General features: G+C 66.9%; 22 protein-coding genes and 1 tRNA gene. 8 read left to right on the top strand and 15 right to left on the bottom strand.

The features are described from left to right. Positions 1–342: 342 nt before the first annotated feature. Positions 343–687, top strand: coding sequence for a GNAT family N-acetyltransferase (locus OXH60_11465; GenBank protein ID MDE0712737.1), 345 nt, complete (start codon positions 343–345; stop codon positions 685–687). An 82-nt stretch (positions 688–769) separates the two neighbouring features. Here the strand turns inward: OXH60_11465 and OXH60_11460 are convergent, their stop codons facing one another. Next, on the bottom strand, positions 770–1,273 hold the full coding sequence (locus tag OXH60_11460; protein MDE0712736.1) for an EF-hand domain-containing protein: 504 nt from the start codon (positions 1,271–1,273) through the stop codon (positions 770–772). 174 nt (positions 1,274–1,447) lie between these two features. Here OXH60_11460 and OXH60_11455 point away from each other — a divergent pair, with 174 nt between their 5' ends. Next, positions 1,448–2,167: a response regulator gene (locus tag OXH60_11455; protein ID MDE0712735.1), complete on the top strand. Its 720-nt coding sequence runs from the start codon at positions 1,448–1,450 to the stop codon at positions 2,165–2,167. Then, entirely contained in the window at positions 2,164–3,582 is a 1,419-nt protein-coding gene (locus tag OXH60_11450; GenBank protein ID MDE0712734.1) for an ATP-binding protein, read from the top strand. Before OXH60_11455 ends, OXH60_11450 begins: the two co-directional genes overlap by 4 nt. A 1,036-nt stretch (positions 3,583–4,618) precedes the next feature. Here the strand turns inward: OXH60_11450 and OXH60_11445 are convergent. The 3 genes from OXH60_11445 to OXH60_11435 all read right to left on the bottom strand — a co-directional run bounded on the left by OXH60_11445 (position 4,619) and on the right by OXH60_11435 (position 8,291). Continuing rightward, on the bottom strand, positions 4,619–7,258 hold the full coding sequence (locus OXH60_11445) for an autotransporter domain-containing protein (protein ID MDE0712733.1): 2,640 nt from the start codon (positions 7,256–7,258) through the stop codon (positions 4,619–4,621). Positions 7,259–7,380: 122 nt separating this feature from the next. After that, on the bottom strand, positions 7,381–7,695 hold the full coding sequence (locus OXH60_11440) for a hypothetical protein (protein MDE0712732.1): 315 nt from the start codon (positions 7,693–7,695) through the stop codon (positions 7,381–7,383). A 167-nt stretch (positions 7,696–7,862) separates the two neighbouring features. After that, a complete protein-coding gene (locus OXH60_11435) occupies positions 7,863–8,291 on the bottom strand; it encodes a type II toxin-antitoxin system VapC family toxin (protein MDE0712731.1) in 429 nt (142 codons plus the stop codon). Between the two features lie 82 nt (positions 8,292–8,373). Between OXH60_11435 and katG the strand changes: the two genes are divergently transcribed. Both katG and OXH60_11425 read left to right on the top strand, forming a co-directional pair. Continuing rightward, positions 8,374–10,587, top strand: coding sequence for a catalase/peroxidase HPI (katG, locus tag OXH60_11430; GenBank protein MDE0712730.1), 2,214 nt, complete (start codon positions 8,374–8,376; stop codon positions 10,585–10,587). A gap of 413 nt (positions 10,588–11,000) precedes the next feature. Beyond that, the gene (locus tag OXH60_11425) at positions 11,001–11,150 is read left to right on the top strand and encodes a hypothetical protein (protein MDE0712729.1); all 150 of its coding nucleotides are present in this window, start codon (positions 11,001–11,003) and stop codon (positions 11,148–11,150) included. Between the two features lie 182 nt (positions 11,151–11,332). Here the strand turns inward: OXH60_11425 and OXH60_11420 are convergent. Beyond that, positions 11,333–11,409: transfer RNA gene (locus OXH60_11420), tRNA-Arg, on the bottom strand. Between the two features lie 70 nt (positions 11,410–11,479). Then, positions 11,480–11,959: a hypothetical protein gene (locus OXH60_11415; protein MDE0712728.1), complete on the bottom strand. Its 480-nt coding sequence runs from the start codon at positions 11,957–11,959 to the stop codon at positions 11,480–11,482. Positions 11,960–12,060: 101 nt separating this feature from the next. Here OXH60_11415 and OXH60_11410 point away from each other — a divergent pair, with 101 nt between their 5' ends. From OXH60_11410 to OXH60_11400, 3 genes are all read left to right on the top strand, one after another. Beyond that, a complete protein-coding gene (locus OXH60_11410; GenBank protein MDE0712727.1) occupies positions 12,061–14,160 on the top strand; it encodes a 3-hydroxyacyl-CoA dehydrogenase NAD-binding domain-containing protein in 2,100 nt (699 codons plus the stop codon). Between the two features lie 35 nt (positions 14,161–14,195). Then, positions 14,196–15,380, top strand: coding sequence for an acetyl-CoA C-acyltransferase (locus OXH60_11405; protein MDE0712726.1), 1,185 nt, complete (start codon positions 14,196–14,198; stop codon positions 15,378–15,380). Between the two features lie 557 nt (positions 15,381–15,937). After that, a complete protein-coding gene (locus tag OXH60_11400) occupies positions 15,938–17,110 on the top strand; it encodes an ATP-binding protein (GenBank protein ID MDE0712725.1) in 1,173 nt (390 codons plus the stop codon). Positions 17,111–17,221: 111 nt separating this feature from the next. Here OXH60_11400 and OXH60_11395 read toward each other — a convergent pair whose 3' ends face one another. From OXH60_11395 to OXH60_11355, 9 genes are all read right to left on the bottom strand, one after another. Next, complete coding sequence (locus OXH60_11395) at positions 17,222–17,998, bottom strand: glucose 1-dehydrogenase (protein ID MDE0712724.1); 777 nt, start codon at positions 17,996–17,998, stop codon at positions 17,222–17,224. Further along, positions 17,995–18,852 (bottom strand): crotonase/enoyl-CoA hydratase family protein, encoded by an 858-nt coding sequence (locus tag OXH60_11390; GenBank protein MDE0712723.1) that lies wholly within the window; start codon positions 18,850–18,852, stop codon positions 17,995–17,997. The genes OXH60_11395 and OXH60_11390 overlap by 4 nt, the downstream gene beginning before the upstream one ends. Continuing rightward, positions 18,849–19,421 carry a copper chaperone PCu(A)C gene (locus tag OXH60_11385; GenBank protein ID MDE0712722.1) on the bottom strand — a complete coding sequence of 191 codons (573 nt, stop codon included), beginning with the start codon at positions 19,419–19,421 and terminating at the stop codon, positions 18,849–18,851. Before OXH60_11385 ends, OXH60_11390 begins: the two co-directional genes overlap by 4 nt. A gap of 130 nt (positions 19,422–19,551) precedes the next feature. Next, positions 19,552–20,196 carry an SCO family protein gene (locus OXH60_11380; protein MDE0712721.1) on the bottom strand — a complete coding sequence of 215 codons (645 nt, stop codon included), beginning with the start codon at positions 20,194–20,196 and terminating at the stop codon, positions 19,552–19,554. Further along, entirely contained in the window at positions 20,180–20,824 is a 645-nt protein-coding gene (locus OXH60_11375) for a histidine phosphatase family protein (GenBank protein ID MDE0712720.1), read from the bottom strand. Before OXH60_11375 ends, OXH60_11380 begins: the two co-directional genes overlap by 17 nt. Next, entirely contained in the window at positions 20,821–21,618 is a 798-nt protein-coding gene (locus tag OXH60_11370) for an ABC transporter permease (GenBank protein ID MDE0712719.1), read from the bottom strand. Before OXH60_11370 ends, OXH60_11375 begins: the two co-directional genes overlap by 4 nt. Beyond that, a complete protein-coding gene (locus OXH60_11365) occupies positions 21,615–22,382 on the bottom strand; it encodes an ABC transporter ATP-binding protein (GenBank protein ID MDE0712718.1) in 768 nt (255 codons plus the stop codon). Before OXH60_11365 ends, OXH60_11370 begins: the two co-directional genes overlap by 4 nt. Next, complete coding sequence (locus OXH60_11360) at positions 22,379–23,119, bottom strand: TVP38/TMEM64 family protein (protein MDE0712717.1); 741 nt, start codon at positions 23,117–23,119, stop codon at positions 22,379–22,381. Before OXH60_11360 ends, OXH60_11365 begins: the two co-directional genes overlap by 4 nt. Further along, a complete protein-coding gene (locus OXH60_11355; GenBank protein ID MDE0712716.1) occupies positions 23,116–23,976 on the bottom strand; it encodes a DUF547 domain-containing protein in 861 nt (286 codons plus the stop codon). Before OXH60_11355 ends, OXH60_11360 begins: the two co-directional genes overlap by 4 nt. Positions 23,977–24,147 lie beyond the last annotated feature (171 nt).

The raw sequence follows: 24,147 nt of genomic DNA, 5'->3' as shown, positions 1-24,147 counted from the left end.
CAGGAGGACGCTGCATCTGCCGACGGTGCGGCAGAACCAGCCGTTCCGGGCACGTGCCGTGCCTGCGGAAACTCTCATCGGCCGCGGACCTGTCCACGATTCATGAATGGAAAAATTGAGCGTTCGAGCCTGCCATCCGGGAATTGCTCAACTGCCGTGGGTAGGCCAAGGGGGAACACGCTATCGATTCTCCTACCTGAACCGAGCGTCATGATATCAGTTCGTTAAGCTGGCGAGGCCGGCTTGATTCGCACTTGCGACATAAGGACTAGAAGCGGTTTCCGCCATGCGGCGGCCGCTTTCGGCCACCATTGCCGTTTCACGTTGGTCGGACTTCTCGGATTGCAGTCACCGGTCCAAACCTGTGTCCCGAACTGTGGCGCCGGCAAGAACCTGGGGCGGGTCAACCGCGGCATGCCGGACCCGGTGCTTGTCATCCTGCTGGGGCAACTCGCCGTCGACGAGGACTGGCGAGGCCGGCGCCTTGGTTCCGACCTCCTGATTGACGCAACGGGACGCTGCCTCGCCGCCGCCGGTGTCGTCGGCGCGCGGGCTGTGGTCGTGCAGGCCATCGACGAACAGGCCACGACGTTCTACGCGAAGTTCGGCTTCCGCCCGTTCTCGGACGGCGAGCCGCTCATGCTGACCCTGTGGATGTCCGAGATCAAAGGGTTGCTGTGGGCCTGAACCCGGCCTTTGATGTGCCTTCGACCGGTTCGGTGGCGCGGGCAAAGCCGGCCGGGGCCTGCCCCCGGCCGGCGGGTGAGATCTAGTCGTCGTCCCACCGGTCTCCGTGATGGCGGTGGTGCCGTCCGTCACGGAGCGAGAGGCCACCGTCGCCGTCGCGGTCCAGGCGGGCGACGATCCCGGCCAGCGGCCGGTCGTACTCCGCGCGCGTGATGACCGCGTCGCCGTTCGTGTCCAGCATCTGGAAGACGCGCACGGTGAACGGGCGTGTGGTCTCGTGCCAGAGACCGGCAAACTCCTCGAGTTCGAGGTTGCCGTCCCGATCGGCGTCATGCGTGGCGTGGCGATCGTTGCGGACCTGATCGATCTCGGCCTGTGAGAGTGTCCCGTTGCCGTCCGCGTCGACGGAATCGAACACTTCCAGCGCTGTAGCAGCGAGGCTTCCCTTGTCGAGGAAGCCCAGTCCTGGTCCATGCCTACCGTCATAACCGCCGCGGTGATTGGCGTGGCTGACCCCGACGATGGCGGCCCCGCCAAGGGCTGCGGCGAGCCCGACGACAATCAGGGTCCTGGTTTTCGTCTGCATCGATGTTCTCCGTTATCGGTGATCGAAGGATGCAGGCAATGTGGGGGCCGGATGTCGCAGGAGTTTGTCGCCGCACACCCGGATTTGTCGCGATGTATGGCCGGGGAGCAGGTTTGGCACACCTTGTTACAGGTTTCCTGCGGCGACCGGCGCTTGGGCGCGTAAGCTGGACGGATGGAAGCCACTCCACATGTGCTCGTGGTCGACGACCACCGGGAGATCCGCGAGGCCCTGGCGCAGTACCTGGAGCGTCACGGAATGCGCGTGAGCATCGCTGAGAGCGCCATCGCCGCGCGCCGGGTGCTCGGCGCGGCGGCGATCGATCTGGTGGTGCTCGACGTCATGATGCCGGGCGAGGACGGTCTCCAGCTCTGCCGGCACCTGCGCGCGACGACGCGCTTGCCGATCATCCTGCTGACAGCGATGGCCGAGGAGACCGACCGCATCGTGGGTCTCGAAGTGGGCGCCGACGACTACGTCACCAAGCCGTTCAACCCGCGCGAGCTGCTGGCCCGGATCAGGGCCGTGATCCGGCGCTCGCAGAGCCTGCCGCCCGGGCGCGAGCCCCGGTCGGCAGGCGTCCGGCGGTTCGACCGCTGGTTGCTCGACACCGGGCGGCGCCAACTGGTCGACGAAGAGGGTGTTGTGACCCCCCTCTCGACGGGTGAGTTCCGCCTGCTCGTGGCGTTGCTGGAGCGCCCCGGGATGGTTCTCTCCCGCGATCAGCTGCTCGACCTGACCCAGGGCCGGCGGTCCGTGCCGTTCGAGCGCGCGGTCGACAACCAGGTGAGCCGCCTGCGGAAGAAGATCGAGCGCGACCCGAAAGATCCCAAGCTCATCATGACCGTATGGGGCGGCGGCTACCGCTTCGCCGGCAAGGTGGAAGACGCATGAGGCTGGTACCGCGCAGCCTTGCGGGCCAGCTCACGTTGCTGCTCCTCCTGACTCTCGTCGTGGCGCAAGGTGTCGCTGTCGCGCTCTTCGCCTGGGAACGCGTCGAGGCTGTGCGCCATGCGCATCGCGACAATGTCATCACCCGGACGGCGAGCGTGGCGCAGTTGCTCACGGACACGCCGGCCGCGCTGCACGGCACCGTCGTCACGGCTGCCAGCACGCGCCGGACGCAGTTCTCGCTGACCGGCGAGCCGCTCGTCCGCACCGCGAGCGCCGGCGGACCGGCCGCCGCCATTGCCCGCGAACTGGCCGCCGCGCTTGGCGTCGATCGCGGGCAGGTCAGGGTTGGGCCGGTGTGGGCGCGCTTCGACGACGACGGGGACCATGATCATCACGATGACCACCTGGACGACGATGACGACGACCGGTTCCACGGTCATGATCATGCTGACCGGCACGCATCCTGGCGGCTCCGGTGGTTTGCGGCGTCAGTGGCGCTGTCGGACGGGCGGTGGCTCAACATCGCCGTGGCGCCGCCGCCGGGCGCGCCTTGGGGCGTGACGTTCCTGATGTCATTCATCCTCTCGGCCCTCGGTACCGCCGGCGTCGCGGTCGTCATGGGGCGCCGGATCGCGCGGCCCATGCGGCACCTGGCGGTTGCGGCGAGCCAGCTCGGGCGGGGCGAGGACGTGGAATCCCTGCGCGAGGCCGGCCCGTCGGACGTCCGGGCGACGATCCGGGCCTTCAACCTCATGCGCGAACGGCTCGACCGGTATGTCCGCGACCGGATGGCCATGCTGGCGGCGGTCTCGCACGACCTCCGCACACCGATCACGAGCCTGCGCCTGCACGCCGAGCTGGTCGACGACGCGGAGACACGCCGGAAGATGATCGGAGCGCTCGACGAGATGCAGCGGATGACGGAGGAGATGCTGGCATTCGTCCGGGCGGACCTGCGGCGGGAACGGACGGAAAGGGTGGACCTGCTGGCGCTGGTCGACAGCGTGGTGGCCGACCTCGCGGACCTTGGCCATGCCGTTTCGGCCGAGGCGTCGGAGCGGATCGTGGTAGGGGCCCGACCGACGGCGCTCCGTCGCGCGCTCAGGAACCTACTGGAAAATGCGGCTATTCACGGCGGTTCGGCTACTGCGCGGGTCGTCCGCGTGGAAGGCGAGTGCGTGGCGGTCGTCATCGAGGACACCGGGCCGGGCATCCCGGAAGGCGAGCAGGAACGCGTATTCGAGCCCTTCGTCCGGTTGGAGGAATCGCGGAGCCGCGACACGGGAGGAACCGGGCTGGGCCTCGCCATTGCGCGGAGCATCGTCCGCGCCCACGGCGGCGACATCCAGCTGGAGAACATTGTGGACGGCGGGCTCCGGGTGACGGTCGTGCTGCCCGAGGCCGACGGGGGCTGAGGCCCGCTGAACGAGATTCCGGCCCTGTGGGTCTCGCGAGGGTCGGCTATGCGGTCGAAGGAACCCATGCGAACAGCCGCCACAAGCTTGAGGGCGTCTCTCGACAGCTGGCCACGCGCCATGCATTCGAAACTCGCCTGGCTGCGGGTGCGGAGCGCGGGCCCATGACGAAGGCGCGAGAAGTCAGCGCGTTTTTTGGCCCTTCCCCGGCCCGGTACCGTGTTGCGCGGGTAGCTGAAAGCGCAACACAGACCGTCACGTGTCTTGGGGTTCTCCCATTACGCGAGACCCGAGCACCGCAGCCACGGAAGCCTGTCGCACATCCAGTGTTGCAACCGAGAGGGCGCCGGGTTGTGGGGAGATGTAGAGAGCGGTCGCCAAATGCCAGAGATTGACGCCGCGCAGATATCCAGCCTCCAGAACCGACGTCAGGTCCTCTGTAGGGGGGGGCCGGTCGAGGAGGATCCAATCCGGCTATGTCTCAGCGCTTTGATAGGCCTCTCGCACTAGGTACTTCCGGCACCCCGGTGTGGCTTCGTCACATCTCCCGTTCGTCTTAAAGGTCTGTGAGAGCAATTCTGTGCGATGTCTTTGGTCCAATCGCATTGCTCACCGCCTGCTGGAGAGAATTGCAGTGGCGTCAAGAAGGGGCGGATTGGTTTTTCGGACATTTTTGCGGTCGAAAGGAGCAATCCATGCCGGAGCGTATTCCGATCAACCTCGACCATATCGGGCAGCCTCGAAGTAGTTGCGGAATTCGGTAGGTGAGACGGTGTCAAGGATGCGTTTGACGGTATCCCGGGGGCCATTGAAGGTGCACTCTGCGGCCTATCGAAGCAGGGCCTTGAGCCTGGAGGAAACGAGATCCATCAGGTTGTAGTTGGGGCTGTAGAGCGGCAGGAACACGAACTCGGTGCCGGCGTGATGAATCCGATCTCGAACCCGGAGTCCTTAGTGGCTGGAGAGACTGTTCAGCTTGGACCGGCGAGAGGCATGCAGCCATGGAAACGGCGCTGGGCGCGCCGCCCGGGCTTCGTCACCACCGCAAGGCACCGTGCAGCATGAGGCGGTGCTCGGACCCCTCATCCATGGCCGCCTCCCGCCGGGTGCCCTCGAGGCTCACGCGCGCGGCGGGCGCAACCTGCCACTGTGCGCCCATGCGCCATGATCGCGTGCCCGTATCAGCGAGGCCGACCCCTGCATAGGGCGTCACGATCCCGAGATCGCGCGGCGCGGCGAGACCGTAGGCGATCTCCGCGTGCGTGCGTCCGCCCGCTTGGTCGGCTGCAGGTGCACTTCCGGCAAGACCCGTCTCCCACAACCGCTGCACGCCGCCGTCCGTCCGTCCCCACGCCGGCCGCACGCTGAGCGCCAGCCCCACGCCGGCCGCGCCCGGATCGACGCGCACGAGCCCGCTCGCGCCCCACTCACCATAGTCGCCGCCGGGCGCCAGCAGCGTCCGGGCCCGGGCCTCGAGCGTCAGCCCGGTCGCCTCGTCGGCATAACGCACGCCGCCCCCGGCCTCGATCCGGGTGCCGGTCTCACCGTCACCGCCGTCGGTCCGCACGCCGACCTCGATCGACGGCGAAAGCGTGGCCCCCGAGGCGAGCGCCTGGACATGGGTCCCTTCGAGCATCAGCCGGTGCCGGCTGACCCTGAACCTGCCGCTCCGGAGGGTTTCCGCCCCGTCGACCTCAGCCCACGTAAACGCAGTCTCTCCCTTAAGCCGCAAGGCCGTGGTGCCGCCGTCGATCAGCCGATCGCTGGCCAGCAGCGATCCGGTGACACCGGCCGCCGCCATCCACTGCGCCAGGTCGCTTGCCTGGCTCCCCCCCGCGCCATCGTCGACCTCGATCTCCCCCGAGCCCGTGCCGGCCACGGCCCATACGTTCATGCCACCCGGCGCCTGCCAGCCCAGGTACGGGTGGAAGCTCGCCAGGGTAGTCGTAATGTCGCCGGTCACCGCGTTCGAGTCCGTGTAATCCACGGCACTCTGTGCCCAGGACACGGCCATCCCCGCCAGCAGGTTCGTGCCCAGGCTGGTATCCACACCGAGGCTGGCACTCACCACGTCGCCGTGGTAATCCACGGTCTGCGGGTTGCCGCCGGAAATGTTGCGGTAGTCGCCGCGCCCCCAGAGCGTCAGGTCTCCGATCGGGCTCGTCGTGCCAGTATCCGCGGCATTGAGCGGCAGGTTGAAGGACGAGCCGGCGAGAAGGTGGCCTGGGTCGAACGCGCCGTTCCCCAGCGCCTGTCCGTGCGTCCGCAGGGCATCGGGAAGCGTCGCCGCGCCGCCGACATTGAACCCCGTGGCCGCGGCGGCGCCGGAAGTCGCCTGCTGGATGCGGTCCGAGACGGCGTCGACCGTGCCCGCGGTCATGGCGCGCATGACCTGCGGCAGGATGGACTCGACGACTGCGTCCTGCCGCGCCGCGGCGACGTTGGGGTCACTCAGGTAGATGCCCGAGCCGACGATGAACCGGATCGGGACGACGTGTCCGTCCGGCCGACGGAGTTGACCGGCAAACTCGCGGGCGTAGCCGACCTTGGGGATGTCGGCGCTGTCGGTGTCGTCGGTGGGGTCGTCGAAGTAGTACTCCACGAACCCGCCTTCCGGGCTGCTCTTTGCCGCCGCGATGACCTGCGGCAGGATGAACTCGCCGGTCACCGCGTCCCGGACGGTCGGCACCAGCGGCCGATACTCCCAATCGTCCGGGAACGCGCCGTGAAACGTGATGATGTTGCTGACCGTATCCAGGACGTAGAGATACACGGAGCCGTGCCGCCAGGGCCCGTTCGGATCCCTGAGGGCCGTCCTGACCCTTGAGGCCGCGACCGGATCACCGGTTCCCTGGATCTCCAGGAAGTAGTTCCCCGCTTGCGTGACAAAGGCTTTCAGGGTCTCACGATCCACGACGTCCCTGGCGGTGATGGTCGGATCTCCGTAGTCGAGCACTTCCTCCGTCAAGTGCGACGCGTCGATATCGAATCCGGCGAGCAGCACGATCGGCGACCGGAACTCCGGCGAGACATAGACGCTGGCGTAACCGAACGCGCGGGGAATGCCCGGCCGGAGTCCTGCAACGGGGACGGTGGCGTCAAACGGGGCATCCGGCTCCTGCAGCAACGTGGCGAACACGGCGGCGAAAGCGCGGTCGCGGGCAGCGGGATCGGGCGACGCCAGGTTGGCCAGTTCGGCCGGGGGGACGCCGAGGGAAGAAAGAATCTCCAGGTAGATCAACGGGTCGAGCAACCTGCCCGACAGCGACATGTCCTTCGCATGAATGAACACCCTGCCGTCGGGCGTCAGGCTCACGATGTAGGTGGAGCCGGAGCGCCAGGGCCCATCCTCCTGCCGCACGACACACGCGATATAGACCCCTTGCTCCACGGTCGTGGCTCGCCGGGCGTGCTCCCTCGAACGCTCCCTGGCGGCCAGCGCGAAATCCCTCAGGCTGCCGGTGCCGTCTTCGACCTGCTGCGCTGTCACGGGCGGGTCGGCAAGGGGAGGCAGGCCGGCCGGCGGCGGACAGGCCTCCCGGGCTTGCGCCAGGGAGGGGTGGGTCTCGGGACCGACGATGGCCAGCGCGACAAGGCAGACCGCGACGAACCGGAGAATTCCAGTCCCCCCGATTGCGCGCGCGCGATCAGGCCGTTCAACGAAAGCGAATGCCACCGCCGAATCCTCCATGCGCCGGCCGTTGCTGAACGGCCAAGCGCACTTCATGCTAGCAGAGCGGAACCCCCACCCCGCTCACGCTGGATCACCCCGGTCCGGGTCCGGGTGCCACCCGCGTTTCAGCGTGCGCGAGCCTGATGAGATTCACCAGCGAGGCCCTGGCGAACGACGCCGGTCCAGTTGCACTGGAAGGCGACGCGCTCGTCGTACGAGCAGATGCCGAACGTCTGGCGCTGGTGGATGCAGCCGCGCACTGCGCTGGCGATGCAGAGGTCGAAGGTCTCTTCGAGCTCGGCGTTGCAAGACGCGTGGAGGGACGTGCAGAGCAGCCGCGCGAGGCGCAGTACCGCGTCCCCGAACCGTGCCTCCGGCCCGCCGTTGTCGTTCGCGGTCGCCGTGCGCCCCTGCCCGCGGCGGTCCCTGCCTTCCTGCATCGCCTCCGCCTTCCCGGTATCCGTGATTTTGGACGGCCGGTTTGAACCTGCCGGCAACGAACAAATGGTTTGGCAAGGACATTTCCTACACCAAATCATATACTTGTCACCTACGGCTACCGCTAGGGCCGGCATGCCGGGACAGGGGCATGACGAAAGAAATCCTGTCACTGCGCTGCAGCGTAGTCGGCCAGCACCAGGACGGATTCGCCGTGCTCGGTCAAGGCAACGGCCGCCGCGAAGCGTCGGTCCGCCGTTACCACAGTCGCGCCGATCCGGTGCGCGAGCGCAAGATACACGTAGTCGTAAACCGGGTAGTCGAGGGCCAGTGCCAGACGCATAGCGTCGTCGGCGAAGAGTTCGTCAACGCCCCAGTGCACGGGCATATCCGATACGTTGGTCATCAAGATGTCCGCGGCCCGACGTTCGATCTCGCCCGACTGCGCCTTGCGCCACAGAGCATTGGCGATCTCGGCAGCCATCTGGCGCGGCGCATGCAGGTCTTGGCCGCTCGTCGCCAGTTCCCGCGCAACGTCCGCATCCTCCTCAACAACCAGCCACTTGACCGTCACGCTCGCATCGAGCACGAGGCGCATCAATTGCAAGCAGACAGACAGCGCCTAAGCTACGTCGGGGATGACGCCACTATTGATGGAGCCGGTCACCGTGCAGAAGCGAATGATATCTATCACGGCCTTGCTGACAATCGGGGTATTGATAGGCCTGCCGGCCAGTCTCGCAGTTGCCCAAGGCGGTGCACCGGACAACGAGTACTGGTGGCCGAACCGGCTGAACCTCGATCCACTGCGCCAGGACTCCCGGGCATCGAGTCCGCTGGGCAGGGACTTCGACTATGCCGAGGCGTTCGAAAGCCTGGACCTGAATGCGGTGAAGGCCGACCTCGAAGCATTGATGACGACATCCCAGGACTGGTGGCCGGCGGACTTCGGTCACTACGGCCCGTTCTTCATTCGCATGGCCTGGCACAGCGCGGGCACCTATCGAACCATTGACGGGCGAGGTGGGGCGGACGGCGGGCTGCAGCGTTTGGCACCGCTCAACAGCTGGCCCGACAACGCCAACCTGGACAAGGCGCACCGGCTGCTCTGGCCGATCAAGAAGAGGTACGGCCGCAAGATCTCCTGGGCCGACCTGATGATCCTCGCTGGCACGGTGGCCATGGAGTCGATGGGCTTCGAGACCCTGGGCTTTGCGGGGGGGCGCATCGACGCCTGGCAACCGGAGGACGTGAACTGGGGCCCGGAGGGCGAGTGGCTCGCGGCCGATCGCCGCAACGCAGACGGGGAGCTCGATCCTCCCTTCGGTGCCACCCAGATGGGCCTGATCTACGTGAATCCCGTGGGCCCGGGCGGCAACCCGGACCCGCTGGCGGCCGCGCACGCCATCCGCGAGGCGTTCGGCCGCATGGCGATGAATGACGAGGAGACGGCCGCGCTGATTGCCGGCGGGCACACCTTTGGCAAGGCGCACGGTGCGGCGGACCCGTCCCGTTACGTCGGTGCCGAACCGGAGGGAGACGTCATCGAGGCGCAGGGTTTCGGTTGGCGGAGCAGTTTCGGCGACGGCCATGGCGCTGACACGATCACCAGTGGCCTTGAGGGCGCGTGGACACACAGTCCTGCCGCCTGGACCCACAACTTCCTGGAGAACCTGTACGCCTTCGACTGGGTACAGACGCGAAGCCCGGCCGGCGTCGTCCAGTGGGAGCCCGCCGACGGGGCGGCATCGGACTGGGTGCCGGATGCCCACGATCCCGCCGCGCGGCACGCGCCCATGATGCTCACCACCGACCTTTCGCTGAAGGAGGACCCGGCCTATCGGGAGATCACGTCGCGCTGGCTCGAACATCCAGACGAGTTCTCGGACGCCTTCGCCCGCGCCTGGTTCAAGTTGACACATCGCGACCTGGGTCCGACCTCACGCTATCTGGGCAACGACGTGCCGGGCGAGGAGTTCGTGTGGCAGGACCCCATCCCGGCAGTGGATCACGTCCTGATCGACGCACAGGACGCGGCCGCATTGAAGGCCGCGATTCTCGCTTCCGGGTTGTCGGGTGCCGAACTGACCCGGGCCGCCTGGGCCTCGGCGTCTACGTTCCGCGGGACCGACATGCGCGGCGGTGCCAACGGCGCGCGAATCCGTCTCGCACCGCAAAGCGGGTGGGCTGCCAACGATCCGGCAGAACTGGCCCGCGTGCTGCAGACCCTCGAAACCGTCCGGCGTGAATTCAACACGGCGCAATCGGGCAACAAACGGGTTTCCCTCGCCGATCTGATCGTCCTGGGCGGGGCGGCCGCCATCGAGCATGCCGCCGCAGAAGCCGGGTTCGAGGTGGCGGTACCCTTTGCGCCGGGGCGCATGGACGCATCTCTGCAGCAGACCGACGTCGCCTCCTTCGCCCTGCTCGAGCCGAAGGCGGACGGATTTCGCAATTATTTCGCCGACGGCAACTCCCGTTCGCCGGTCGACATGCTGGTGGAGAAGGCAGCTTTCCTGAACCTGACGATCCCGGAGATGATGGTGCTCGTCGGTGGCATGCGCGCGATGGACTGCAACGCCGGAAGCTCGCCGCACGGCGTGCTCACGGATCGTCCCGGGACACTGAGCAACGACTTCTTCGTCAATCTGGTCGACGTGTCCACGCAGTGGTCCGAGTCGGCCGCCGAAGGGGTATACGAGGGTCGTGACCGCACGACCGGCGAGCTCAGGTGGACGGCGACCCCGGTCGATCTGATCTTCGGCTCCAACTCCGAGCTGCGTGCGGTCGCTGAGCACTACGCGGCCGACGACGGACAGGAAGCATTCCTGGAAGACTTCGTTGCGGCGTGGGCCAAGGTGATGACCCTGGACCGTTTCGATCTCAGGCGGTAGCGGCGGGTCCGGAGCCGATCTGCGTATTGCCCGGGACCGTCGCGAGGGTAACTGTTGGCAATGCGCCTGCGGGAGGAGAGCCGGGCATCACGGGTTGCAGGCTTACCTGCGGTTCCATGAGCGAAGACGAGCATGCAGCGAGAAAATCGCCGGCACAGGCATGCACGCAACCCGCCTCATCGGAACACCTTACGCGTTGATCGTGAGGGAATTTGACGGTTCGGGGCCTCACGCATCCTGTCAACTCGTCACGGGCGACTTCAGGAGACGCAGTGCATGGACCCCAACGCGGTGGCGGACTTCACCGGGCAGGCGGCGACCAACGCTAGGCCGGCGGACACGACGCTGCCCGTGGCCACCGGCGCGACGGTGAACGGGACGACGCTGACGGTGCGGTTCTCCAGATCCGGCCGGTGTGCAAGCTGCGCCGGGTCACGCAGGCGCTGCCCGCCAGTTTCGAGACGGTGATGACGGTGACGGGGACCGATCCCGCTGGGGCGGTCGCGCGTTCGGCGCTCGTGGCCACGACGGTGTGGACCAACCTGGCTCGTTCAGGGTGCTGATCTTCATCCACCGTGATTTCCACCCGACGACCGACCGAACACACACCGCTGCCGCCCACGTCGCCGATCGTGGTCGGAAATTCTCTGCCATTTGTTTGCCAATAGTTTGCCAGCCTCGCCGATAAGGTCCCCCAGATACGTGCGAGTGATCCAACTGTGTATTTAGAATCAGCTAGATAGGATGGCGACCCCGGCAGGATTCGAACCTGCGACCTACGGATTAGGAATCCGTTGCTCTATCCGACTGAGCTACGGGGCCGATCCCCGGCAGCATAGCCGGCAAAAAGGCTACGGCTTGCCGGTGGCCGGCGCTCACGCTACCGGCCGGATCAGACGGAATCCTCGGCTGCACATTGCCCGACGGCGGGGCCGTTCCGGATCAGCACCACCATGAACTTGGTCTTGGACACCGGCCACGTCTCCAGCGCGACGTCTTGCTCCCAGTAGGCGGTTCCGACCTCCGGCCGACCGTGACTCGGCGGTCCGAACTCGTTTTCCAGGATCGCGAGAAGCCGGCGAAAGCGCCGCAGCACGTCGCCGCGGTGGTAACGGGTGGTCGCCGTGCGGATCTGCTGGAGGCCGTGCCCGTCGCAGTACACGGCTGTGAACGAGCGTGCATCGGAGAGCGGGGCGGTGTCGAGATCAAGAAGGATTCTGACCTCGGCTCCCTGCCGCTCGGCCACCGCAGCCACGGCACCCGGTTCCGGTGCGTCCCCCCAGCTATATCCGGCTGGAAGGCCGAACGGTCCTTCCGCTGCCGCGGGCGCCGCAATCGCGGCAACCAGCACCGCAAACACAAGAAACTGCATGGTTGGAGCCGCCTGTATTTCGACTTCGGACGATTATACTGCCGCCTCGCCCTATGGTTCGCAGACTGTAATCCCGCTGTTCGAGGGGGAGAGGATTTTCAATGGCCAGTCCGGTAACTTGGGAGCGGCGGGGACGCGTCAGCGTGATCACCGTCAACAATCCCCCCGTCAACGCGCTCGCGCAACCCGTGCGCGAAGGCATGCTTCGCTGCTTCAACGAATCGATGGCCGACCCCGCGGTCGAAGCCATCGTTCTCACGGGCGGCGGTCGCACGTTCATGGCGGGTGCCGACATCAACGAGTTCGGCAAGCCCATGCGGGAACCCGGCCTCGGGAAGGTCATCGACGGCTACGAGTCATCCGAAAAACCCACGATTGCTGCGGTACACGGGACCCCGCTCGGCGGCGGCCTGGAGGTCGCCATGGGATGCCAGGCTCGTGTCGCGCATCCCAAGACGCGCCTCGGGCTGCCGGAAGTGAAGCTCGGCCTGCTGCCCGGGGCGGGCGGTACGCAACGGCTCCCGCGTTTGATCGGCGTCGAGCGGGCGCTGGAGATGATCACGTCGGGAGACCCCATTCCGGCACCGCTGGCACTGGAGCTCGGCCTCGTCGACGAGATCGCCGAGGGCGATCACGTCGCGGCGGCAATCGCCTACGCGGAACGGGTGCTCGACGGCCAGGCAACGGCAGGAGCGACTCGCGAGCGTGACGAAAGGGTGCAGGGCGTCGACGAAGCGATCTTCGACAAGGCCAAGGAAAAACTGGCCCGGGTCGCCCGCGGGCGAGAAGGGCCGCTTCGCTGTGTCGAAGCCGTGCGGGGATCGGTCACCCTGCCGTTCGACGAGGGGATTACCAACGAACGGCGCCTGTTCGTGGAGTGCCACGATTCCGAGGAGTCCCCGGCGCTTATCCACGCGTTTTTCTCCGAGCGTGCCGCCAACAAGATTGATGACGTCCCCAAGACGACTGCCACCCGGCCCATCAAGAGTGCCGCGGTCATCGGCGCAGGCACCATGGGCGGCGGAATTGCCATGAACTTCGCGAACGTCGGGATCCCGGTTTGCATCATGGATACGGACCAGGCATCGCTTGAGCGCGGGCTCGGTGTCGTGCGCGGCAACTACCAGCGAGCCGTGGACCGGGGCCGGATGCCGCAGGCGGCGCTCGACGCACGCATGGAATTGATTCAGGGCGTCAGCGACATGGACGCGCTCGCCGAAGCCGACATCGTGATCGAGGCGGTGTTCGAGGACATGCCGGTCAAGCAGAAGGTCTTCACGGCGCTTGACAAGGTGATGCGGGAAGGGGCGATTCTCGCGAGCAACACCTCGACGCTCGACATCGATGCGATTGCGGCTACCACCCGGCGGCCTGAAGAGGTGATCGGGACCCATTTCTTCAGCCCGGCCAACGTCATGCGGCTGCTGGAGATCGTCCGCGGCTCCAAGACGTCGGCCGAGGTCATCGCGAGCGCCATGGCTCTGGCACGCACCATCCGGAAGGTGGGCGTGCTGGTCGGCAACTGCGACGGGTTCGTGGGCAACCGGATGTTTCACGAGTACATCCGGCAGGCCCAGTTCCTGGTCGAACGCGGCGCCCTCCCCGAGCAGGTGGACCGGGCGGCCTATGCGTTCGGCTGGGCGATGGGGCCGCTGGCCGTGAGCGACCTCGCCGGAAATGACGTCGGCTGGTACATCCGTAAACGCCACATCGCCGAGGGCTTGTACAAAGGCGGTGGCTACACCGGCGCCGTCGCCGATGCCCTGTGTGAGCAGGGAAGGTACGGCCAGAAAGTCGGCAAGGGGTGGTACCTGTACGAGGAGGGCAGCCGCAGAGGCAGCCCGGACCCCGAGGTCGAGGAGATCATCCTCCGGGTAAGCCGCGAGCAGAAGGTGAACCGTCGGACGTTCGATGACGAGGAAGTGCTGGCCCGCCTGCACGGCGCGCTGGTCAATGAGGGGTCGCGAATCCTCGAAGAGGGTTTCGCGCAGCGTGCCTCCGACATCGACGTGATCTACGTGAACGGTTACGGCTACCCCGCCTGGCGCGGCGGTCCGATGTACCACGCGGAACGCCAGGGACTGGCCTCGATCGCCAGCTCGATCGCCGAATTCCGCAAGGACGAACCGGCACTCTGGCCGGAATCGCCGCTGCTCGAGCGCCTGGCGCGCGACGGCGGATCATTCAAGGACGCGAACTAGGCGGACGGTTTCCGCCCCCGAAGGAGAATCTTTTCATGCCTGAAGCTGTTATCGCCTCGACGGCGCGCACCCCGATCGGCAAGGCCTACCGGGGCGCCTTCAACAACACGCACGGGGCCGAGCTCGGCGGGCACGCCATCCGCCACTCGGTGGATCGCGCCGGCGTGGAGCCCGGTGAGGTCGAGGATGTCCTCATGGGCTGCGCCATGCCCGAAGGAGCGACCGGCGGCAATATCGCTCGACAGTGCGCCATCCGCGGCGGTCTTCCGGTGGAGGTGGCGGGAGCCACGGTCAACCGGTTCTGCTCGTCCGGGATGCAGGCCATCGCGATGGCGGCGCAGCGGGTGCTGGTCGACCGCGTCCCCATCATGGTCGCGGGCGGGCTCGAATCGATCAGCTTGGTGCAGAACGAGCACGCCAACGACTTTCGGGCGCAGGACACCTGGATCAACGAGCACAAGCCCGAACTGTATTTCAGCATGATCCAGACGGCGGAGGTCGTGGCTGACCGCTACGGCGTCAGCCGCGAGAGCCAGGACGAGTACGCGCTGTCGTCGCAGATGCGGACGGCGGCCGCGCAGCAGGCGGGTCGTCTCGATGACGAGATCGTCCCGCTTCCTTCGGTCAAGCTGGTCCAGGACAGGGAGACCGGGGAGATCTCGGAAGTTGCGGTGACCCTTGAGCGCGACGAAGGCAACCGCCCGTCCACCACGGCCGAGGGCCTGGCCGGGCTCGACCCGGTGATGGGACCGGACAAGTGCATCACCGCCGGCAACGCCAGCCAGCTGTCGGACGGCGCGTCGGCGTGCGTGGTCATGGACTCTGCAGAAGCGGAGAAACGGGGTGTCGAGCCGCTCGGCATTTTCCGGGGACTTGCAGTGTCCGGCCTCGAACCGGACGAGATGGGAATCGGGCCGGTCCGGGCGGTTCCCCGCCTGCTTCAGCGACACGGTCTCAGCATCGACGACATCGACCTCTGGGAGCTCAACGAAGCCTTTGCCGTACAGGCGCTGTACTGCCGCGAGGAACTCGGGATTGATCCCGAGAAGTACAACGTCGACGGCGGGGCGATCTCGATCGGGCACCCCTACGGCATGTCCGGTTCAAGGCTGGTCGGGCACGCCTTGATCGAGGGCCGTCGCCGCGGTGCGAAACACGTGGTGTGCACCATGTGCATCGGCGGCGGCATGGGAGCCGCAGGACTGTTCGAGGTCTGCTGAGGTTCCGCCGGTGCCGGCGGGTGAAAGACCGGCCCGTCGGCACCACACAAGCGGGCCGCCATGCGCACCGCAGATGAGCAACCCTTGCGCGCCTGGCGGACCGACTCCGGTGATCAGCCTTGGTCCATGGGTATCCACGATCTCCCGATCCCCCCCAAGGAAGCCAGCCAATCCAGGATCCGCTAAGAAAAAATCGTGCTCACCTCTCCGGAATGCAATCCAGTATCCGCGGGAGTCAAATTGGTGCTGCACTGACTTGGACAAGTCCTACACGGGCTGACGGTTCGGCTGAGACGCCTCGCGGACGCACGCGAATGCGGTTTGACCGGCACCTCGTCTACCTGCCCCAACGAAAAAACTGGTGCTCAAACTCACACGAATGCAAGAATTGAACGCCCGATCTGCTGAGGACGCCGCGCAAGCACCAGCTTACCGGCCTTGAGACCGGCCGGCACGGTCGGCAGGAACAGCGAATACTCCCACGGCGGGCACGGGACACCCGCCAATGCACGGACAGCTACCTTGTAAATATTCCATAACGTGGATAAATTGCAAGGGTGATTCCCAGAATCGTTCAGACTGCAGTGGAAGCCGCTCTCGATCGTCAGGCGGCGGTGGCCCTGATTGGACCCAGACAGGTCGGGAAGACGACGCTGGCACTCGAGATTGGGCAGTCGCGCAACGCGATCTACCTCGACTTGGAAGACCGCGATGATCGCGGTCGGCTGGCCGAACCAAAGCTGTATTTCAGCCACGTCGAGGATCGGCTCGTCATTCTTGACGAAATCCATCGGATGCCGGGGCTCTTCGAGACGCTTCGGGGTGTCATCGATAGCGGACGCCGGCGGGGAAAGGGCAAGGGGTGTTTCCTGATCCTGGGGTCGGCTTCGATCGACATGCTGCGTCAATCGGGCGAAACCCTGGCCGGGCGCATCGCGTACGTTGACATGGTGCCGCTCTCTGCCCTGGAAGTGGTCGACGCGCAGTCATCACGTGAACGGTTGTGGCTGCGTGGTGGCTTTCCTGACAGCTACCTAGCGGAGAGCGACCAGCACAGCATGGCGCTGCGGTGGGACTTTATCCGGACGTACCTTGAGCGTGACGTCGCCTTGTTTGGCCCGCGGGTCCCGGCCACCACCCTTGAGCGGCTATGGACCATGCTTGCACACCGACAGGGAACCATGCTGAACGCCTCGGCTCTCGGCCGGGCCCTTGAAATAAGCACGCAGTCGGTGAACCGCTACATCGACCTTCTGACGGATCTCCTGCTGGTCCGCCGGTTACTGCCGCTTCGAGCGAACGTCGGCAAACGCCTGGCGAAATCACCAAAGGTTTATGTGCGAGACAGTGGTTTGTTGCATGCCTTGCTCGGCATCACGTCGCTCGACCAACTCGCCGGTCACCCGGTCATCGGAGCGAGTTGGGAAGGCCACGTCATCGAGACCCTGGTGTCCACGCTCCCTCCACGCGCCACACCGTTCTTCTACCGAACCAGTGCCGGAGCGGAGATCGACCTCGTGATCGAGCACGCCGACGGCAGCCGCTGGGCGATCGAGGTCAAACGCTCGCCGGCAGCCAGGATCCGCCGCGGTTTCTACCAAGCCTGCGCAGATGTCCGCGCCGAGCGGGCCTTTGTCGTTCACGCCGGCGACGACCGCTATCCCCTATCCGAGGCACTGGAAGCACTCAGTGTCCGAGCAATGGCCGCGGAACTTCGCGATCAACCGTAAGGTGGATCGTGTTCCGCGGTGCGTCGTTCCTGGCCGCCGTCCCGCCACCGGCGCATGCAGATTGGCGACGGGTAACGGCGCGCCGGACCAGGGTAGGAAGCTGACCGGCGCTCAGCCGCGTCCCGCCATCGTGACCCCGCCGTCCATGGCAATGTGCTGGCCCGTGATGAAGGCGCCGGCCGGTGCCGCCAGCATCACCGCGACCCCGGCAACCTCGTCGGGCACCCCGATCCGGCCCAGCGGCGCCGTCGATTCCACGTCCCGCAGGATGTCGGGATTCTCCCAGAGCGCGCGGGCAAAGTCGGTCTTGATGATGCCCGGACACAGCGCGTTGACCCGAATGTTGTTCGGGCCGCCTTCCATGGCGAGGCTGCGGATCAGGCCGAGGTCCGCTGATTTGGAGATCGCGTAGGCGCCGAGGTTGTTCACCCCCTGCAATCCGGCGATCGACGAGATCACGATCACGGAGCCGCCGCCGGACTCGGCCATTCCCGGCATCGCGGCCTGGGCCAGCCAAAGGTTGGAGCGGACGTTGTTCCCCATGATCTTTTCGTAGGCCGCGTCCGGGATATCCAGCAGCGGCCCGTAGTACGGATTCGACGCGGCGTTGCAGACCAGGATGTCGAGGCCGCCGTAGGTGTCGTGAGCGGACTGAATCAGTGCCTGGCACTGGCTGCGGTCCGAGATGTTGCAGACCTGGACGTGCGCCGTTCCGCCCGCCTCCCGAATGGCGGCCGCGACCGGTTCGCAGGCTTCGGGCTTGCGTGACGACACCACCACGGATGCACCCGCTTCGGCGAGGCGCTCGGCGATGGCCCGGCCGATGCCCCGGCTGGATCCCGTGACGACGGCGACCTTGCCGTCAAGATTGAAGAGAGAACTGGTCATGAGCCGGTAAACCTCGCTGGACGTTTTTCCTGGAAGGATCGGACACCTTCGGCGGCATCACTGGATTGGAGAAGCGTGTGCTGTTGTGGCCGGAGATCCGCGATCGCCTGATCCCAACCTTCATGCAGGGCCTTGCGGGCATTGGCGCGCGTCGCCTCGACTGCAAGCGGTGCCGCATCCGCAATCGCTTCCGCGATCGTCCGCGCTCGCGCGTAGGCCCGGCCCGGCGGCGTGACCTCCTGTACCAGGCCGCACCGAAGCGCGGTTTCGGCGTCGAACTCGCAGCCGGTGAGCAGGAACAGCATCGCGTTGCCCCAGCCTGCTCGCTGGACCATGCGGAGCGTGGCACCGCCCGTGGCCATGATGCCCCGCTTGACCTCGAGTTGCGAGAAGCGGCAATCGGCGGCGGCGACGCCGATGTCGCCGGCAAGCATGAGTTCAAGTCCGATCGTGAACGTGTATCCCTCCATCGCCGTGACCACCGGCTTGGTACGGCGGGGATCGAGAAAATCGAACGGGTCGACGCAGCCTTCGGGCGAGAACGCACGCGGCTCACGGATCACCTTCTGCATGCGCGGCAGGTCAAGACCCGCGGTCAGGTGCGGGCCGTGCGAAAACAACAGCGCGCAGCGTGCCTCGGAGTCGTTCTCGAACTCCGTGTAGGCGTGCGCGAGCTCCCGGCACATTTCCGGCGTAAAACCGTTCAGCTTGGTGGGGCGGTCGATTCCGATCAGGAAGACCCGACCGCCCCGCGCCCGCGTGATGCGTCCAGTTTCCGGGTCAGCCGGCGGCAACGGGGCGGCCGGCTTGATGTGGTCGGGCGCATCGTCCCTTGCGGACGCAGTAGCCTTCATTCCTGGTGCTCCTCGTGGGTTGCGTCGTGGTGCTGGCGGGTGCCGCCCCGTTCCTCTGGCGTGGCGCGACCCTCGGGCGGCAGGACCGCCGCCTTCACGTCGACGGTCAGTCCGTCGGCAAACCGCAGCGATAACGGCACGACCGAATCGGGGGTGAGGACATCGCGGAGCCCGATCAGCATGACATGTCGTCCGCCCGGCCTGAGTTCTTCCGTGCCACCCGGCGGCACGGGGATGCCGGTGGTGAGCGGGCGCATCCGCATCACCCCGTCGGCGTCGGCGATGACCTCGTGGAGTTCCGTGGCCCCGGCCACCGGTGACGCGACGCCGGCAAGCCGGATGGCGGAATCCGAGCGGTTTTCGAGGATGAAGTAGGCTGCCGTGGTGCGGGCCCCGGCAACGGGCAAGCGGACCCAGAAGTCCCGGAGGTATATCCCGAACGACTGCGCTTCGTACACGGTGGGATGAGACAGCCCGTCCGGCGCGGCGTTCTGCGCCCGGGCAGCCCCTGCCGCGGCGACGATGGCCAGTCCCACCGGCAACAGCTGTCGCCACGAAGGCCTGGTCATGACGGATCGGGGTCCGGCGTGAGCCATGCGGCTTGCTTCCCGGCGGCCGAATGCGATCCGCTTCCGGGGCGGCACTGGACCTGCGGGCCGGCGACCGCGCGCCAGTCGGGCAGCACGCGGACCGGGGCGATCACGATTCCAGCTCCGCTCGTACGGCCTGCGTGATCTCGGACGCGGCGGAAACCGGCGAGAAGTGCTGGCGGTAGGTGCCGTCGGCGCCCATCAGGTAGACGAACGCTGAATGGTCAATCGTGTAACCCAGTGCGGAGTCCTCCAGCGGGACCCGAGCCGCGTAGACGCGGTACGCGCTGGTCGCGGTGTCGATCTGTGCCTGCGTGCCGCCGAGCCCGGTGATGCCTGGATGAAAGGCTTCCGCATAGTGCTGAGCAGTTTCCGGCGTGTCGCGTTCGGGATCGAGGGTCACGAACAGCGCGTCGATCTGTTCGTCCTCCGCCAGCGCCTCGAGCGCCGTTCCAACCGTGGCCAGTGTCGTCGGACACACGTCGGGGCACGTGGCGAAGCCGAAGAAGATCAGGAATGGACGGCCAAGAAAGTCCCGGTCGGTCACCGTGCTCCCGTCGGCGGCAGTCAGGGCAAACGACCCGCCGATGGCGGCAGTTCCCGATGTTGCCGTTCGATCGGGCGCGTGTCGGTCGCGATCGGCCAGCAGCAGGGCTGCGGCAGCTCCAAGCACGCCCAGGGTCCCGACGAGGGCCGCCACGGCGGTGCGGCGCCGCATCGACAGGCTCTGTCGGGTGTCAGGCGACTTGGCCATGGTCCGTCCCGAGCCGGCCGGTCCAGCGGACCTGCCAGACTGCTCGGTCATTTGCTTCTCGTAGGCCGTCGATCCGGGTTACCGAGAGATTGCGGATGGTCAGGGCGAGCGCCCGCTCAAGGCTCCAGCCCTCGCCGTGCATGCAGGCAGCGCGGATCGGGCCGCCGTGGGATACCACCACCAAGGACTGGCCGCGGTAGCGGGCGAGCAGTCCGCGCACCGCGTGCATCACGCGCGCTTCGAGCGCCCGGAAGCTCTCGCCGCCCGGCGGCGTGAACTCGGGATCCACGATCCAGTGGTGGTGAGCGGCGCCGGCGGCCGCTGCCGCGCGGGCGACGGCATCGGTGGGCTGGCCCTGCCAGTCGCCGAAGCTCTGTTCCCCGAGAGCGGCATCCTCAAGCCGCTCGACGGCCCGAAAGCCTGCGTCCTCCAACGCCGAGGCGGTTCGCTTCGCTCTGCGCAGCGCACTGGTGACGAGGACGCCGCGAGCCGGGAGCAGGCCGGCGAGGGCCTGGAACGCGGCGGTGTCGGAGACGTCGCAGTCGACGTCGAGCGCCCCGTACCGGCGGCCGTCGAAACCGGTTACGGGAGCATGGCGCACCCACCAGAAGGTCGTGGTCTCGGTCATTCACCCGTGCTCATGAGAAGGCCCCGGCGGCGGGCCACAGCATAGGACCCGAGGAAGGCAGCAAGTCCGGCGAGAGCGTACGGGATGTTGAGCAGGAATGCCTGCGCGAGGAGGCCGGTGTCCAGCCGGCCGTCCTGGACGACGGTCCGCATGCCTTCGAAGACGTGGGTTGCCGGCAGGGCCCGCGCGATCGGCTCCAGCCAGTCGGGCAGGATGCTCACGGGATAGAAGACCCCGCACAGCGGCTGCAGCACGAACAGTGCTCCCCAGGCGAGCGCTTCCGCCGCCAGGCCGTAGCGGAGCAGGATGGCGCAGACCACCAGTCCCACGCCCCACCCCATGATGACCAGGTTGAGAAAGAACAGGGCCAGACCAACACCGAGCTCGAGGGCATTGAAACCGAAGAACAGCGTGGCCAGGAACCCGGCGCCGCCGACCCCGACGAGCGTTCGAACCAGGCTGGTGGCGATCAGGGCTCCGACGAACTCGAGGGGACGCAGCGGGCTGACCGCGAGGTGGCCGAGATTGCGCGCCCACATTTCCTCCACGAAGCCCAGCGTCAGGCCCAACTGGCTGCGGAACAGCACGTCCCATAGCAGGACCGCCGCGACCAGGTAGCTGGCGGCGAACACCGCCGGATGCGTTGCGGAGTTCAGGTACTCCTGCATGAACCCCCAGATCAGCATGTTGAACGTCGGCCAGTAGACGAGCTCGAGAATGCGGATCGGCGAGACCAGGTAGAGGTAGGTGTACCGGGTCATCATGGCGCCGATGCGTCCGAGGGAGGCCTTCACGCGTCAACTCCCGAGCCGCGCTGCTGGTCACTGGCCGCTTCCGCGACCTCGAGGAAGACCTGCTCGAGGGTCTGTTTGCCGTGTCGGCGAATCAGCTCGCGCGGCGCCCCCTGCTCCAGCAGACGACCCTGCTGGAGGAATGCGACGCTGTCGCACATCGCCTCCACTTCCGGCATGTTGTGCGAGGCGAGGACGATCGTGGCCCTGGTGCTGTCACGGTAGCGGCCGAGAAATGACCGGAGCCAGGTTGCCGATTCGGGCGAGAGCGAGGCAGTCGGCTCGTCGAGGAACAGCACCTCCGGATTGTTCAGCAGGACCTTGCCGATCCCGACCCGCGTCTTCTGGCCGGCGCTCATCTGGCCGACCGGGCGATCGAGCAGATCCTCGATCCGGAGCTCCCGCGCGATGTGTTCGATGCGGCGGCGGACGTCGGCGACGCCGTAGAGCCGGCCGTACACGGTCAGGTTCTGCCTGGCCGTCAGCCGGTGCGGCAGGCTGACGTAGGGCGACGAGAAGTTGGCGCGCTGGAGCGCCCGGAAGCGGTCGTGCTCCATGTCGTGGCCCAGTACCCGCGCTTCGCCGCGGTCCGGACGCAGTAGCCCGAGGAGCATGAGGATCGTCGTGGTCTTGCCGGCGCCGTTGGCGCCGAGCAGGCCAAAGGTGGTGCCGCGCGGGACGGCGAACGAAATCCGGTCAACGACCGTGCGCCCGTCAAACTCCTTGCTGAGGTTCCGGGCTTCGACCGCCGCTGGCCCGGACGTCACGCCCCACCGGAGCGCCGGCGCATGACCCGACGGACGACCACGGCCAGCAGCGACATGGCGCCGAGGCCGCCGAGCCCGAGTAGAATTTCCGTCGACACCAGGTTTTCCAGCGACGGCTCCGCCGTCCCTTCCAGGGCCTTGCCAAGTCCGGCCCCGATGAATGTGTACACCAGGGTGCCGGGAAAGATGCCGACAAACGTGGTCCAGGCGTAGAGCGGCAGGCGCACGCCGAGAAACGCGGGCGCCAGATTGACGACGAAGAACGGGAAGATCGGGGTCAGTCGGAGGAACAAGAGATAGAACAGGGCATCTTCCCGAAACCCTTTCTCCATCGCCGCCAGCGCGCCACCCGACTTCTCGAGCCGCGCCTTCAGGGCGCCGCCCAGCGCCGTGCTGGCGGCCAGGAAGATCCCGATCGCGCCGATCGTGGCGCCGGTCACGGTCAGGAGGGCACCGATCCACGGCCCGAACAGGAAGCCGCCCGTGAGCGTCAGCACCGTGCCGGTCGGCAGCGAGGCGGCCGTGGCGGCCGCGTACAGGACGATGAACGTCGCCGCGGCGAGCCCGAGACTCGCCGCCACCTGTGCCTCGAGCCACTCGCGGTTCTCGCGCAGTGCCGTCAGCGTCACGTACTCATGGGCGCCGGAAGCGAAGGCCGCGACGATGAGCGCGACGATGGCCGCCAGCGGAAGCCAGCGCCTGATGCCCGCCCGGCGAACGGTTGGATCGCCGCTCACGGCGAGGCGCCGGCCAGGTCGTTCAGCGCCCAGTTGTACCGATGGTCGCTGATTCGCCTGGCGGACTGCAGGATGGCCTCCCGGTCCGGACTGGCGTACTGGGCGAGGTGCCGGAGCACGCTCTCTTCGTTGCCGCCGAAATCGGCGATGAACCAGTCGTAGATGCTGGACACCACGAGGTCGCCGTCGTCGACGGTGAACCCCCTGTCATGGTTCACGAAGGCCGTGGCGGCGGCCTCGAGGTCGGCGTCGAGCGTCGCGGCGCGCCAGGCTCGGCCCTGCAGATTCGGGCAGCCGATCGACGCGCAGTTGACGGCATAGTGAATTCGGGGGTCCCCCCACAGCGGCCGCAGGATCCGGTGCTCGATGTCGTCCAGGGTCACGACTTCGTCCTCGACCACGATCAGCTCGGCACCCCAGGGCCCGTTGGAAAACAGGCCCGGCGAGATGTCGACATCCAGGATGCTGTCGACCGGGTAGTGATCGCGCATGACCTGCAGCGTGAGGGCGTTGTAGAGATTGATCCAGTATGCCTGCTGCTCGGCGCGGTCCAGCTCGGAAACCGGGAAGCTGGCGAGCTGGGCGATGTAGCCGTCCAGCCGGCTGCGCAGGGCGTCCCCGGTCAATGCCGGGTAGTCCACGCGGGCAACGCCGTCGTTACCCAGGCGCACGACCTCGGCAAGGATCGCGTCCCACGGGTCGTGGTTCACGACCCGTTCAGACCCGGCCACGTGCGCTTCCCAGCGGGGCCAGGCATCGGCCTTGGGCGCCGCAAGGGCGGACCCGGCTGATACCGGCAGTGCGCTTAGCACCAGCAGCGCCGCCGCGGCGGCACGGAGAACGGAAGGAACCGGCATGCGGGGGCGGCGTGTGGGATCAGGGCGATGAACGGAAGGCGGCACGCAGGCTATCAAACGGGACGGGTTCGATCGACCGCGCACGTTCTCGGCCGGCGCCGGGAAGTGCTGTTGTGGAACGAGCCTGGCGAGCGGACGATCTCGTCTACGTTAACCTTCGCGCGTGCACCC

The sequence above is a fragment of the Rhodospirillales bacterium genome (assembly GCA_028824295.1).
Taxonomy (GTDB): Bacteria; Pseudomonadota; Alphaproteobacteria; order TMED109; family TMED109; genus VXPW01.
The sequence above is the reverse complement of the archived record's forward strand: the minus strand, read 5'-3'. Positions and strand labels throughout refer to the sequence as shown.

Excerpts from the sequence above, each read along its gene's own strand:
- OXH60_11460 (MDE0712736.1), bottom strand. The coding sequence starts at position 1,273 with ATGCAGACGAAAACCAGGACCCTGATTGTCGTCGGGCTCGCCGCAGCC.
- OXH60_11455 (MDE0712735.1), top strand. The coding sequence starts at position 1,448 with ATGGAAGCCACTCCACATGTGCTCGTGGTCGACGACCACCGGGAGATC.
- OXH60_11450 (MDE0712734.1), top strand. The coding sequence starts at position 2,164 with ATGAGGCTGGTACCGCGCAGCCTTGCGGGCCAGCTCACGTTGCTGCTC.
- OXH60_11440 (MDE0712732.1), bottom strand. The coding sequence starts at position 7,695 with ATGCAGGAAGGCAGGGACCGCCGCGGGCAGGGGCGCACGGCGACCGCG.
- OXH60_11435 (MDE0712731.1), bottom strand. The coding sequence starts at position 8,291 with ATGCGCCTCGTGCTCGATGCGAGCGTGACGGTCAAGTGGCTGGTTGTT.
- katG (MDE0712730.1), top strand. The coding sequence starts at position 8,374 with ATGATATCTATCACGGCCTTGCTGACAATCGGGGTATTGATAGGCCTG.
- OXH60_11415 (MDE0712728.1), bottom strand. The coding sequence starts at position 11,959 with ATGCAGTTTCTTGTGTTTGCGGTGCTGGTTGCCGCGATTGCGGCGCCC.
- OXH60_11410 (MDE0712727.1), top strand. The coding sequence starts at position 12,061 with ATGGCCAGTCCGGTAACTTGGGAGCGGCGGGGACGCGTCAGCGTGATC.
- OXH60_11405 (MDE0712726.1), top strand. The coding sequence starts at position 14,196 with ATGCCTGAAGCTGTTATCGCCTCGACGGCGCGCACCCCGATCGGCAAG.
- OXH60_11395 (MDE0712724.1), bottom strand. The coding sequence starts at position 17,998 with ATGACCAGTTCTCTCTTCAATCTTGACGGCAAGGTCGCCGTCGTCACG.
- OXH60_11390 (MDE0712723.1), bottom strand. The coding sequence starts at position 18,852 with ATGAAGGCTACTGCGTCCGCAAGGGACGATGCGCCCGACCACATCAAG.
- OXH60_11385 (MDE0712722.1), bottom strand. The coding sequence starts at position 19,421 with ATGACCAGGCCTTCGTGGCGACAGCTGTTGCCGGTGGGACTGGCCATC.
- OXH60_11380 (MDE0712721.1), bottom strand. The coding sequence starts at position 20,196 with ATGGCCAAGTCGCCTGACACCCGACAGAGCCTGTCGATGCGGCGCCGC.
- OXH60_11375 (MDE0712720.1), bottom strand. The coding sequence starts at position 20,824 with ATGACCGAGACCACGACCTTCTGGTGGGTGCGCCATGCTCCCGTAACC.
- OXH60_11355 (MDE0712716.1), bottom strand. The coding sequence starts at position 23,976 with ATGCCGGTTCCTTCCGTTCTCCGTGCCGCCGCGGCGGCGCTGCTGGTG.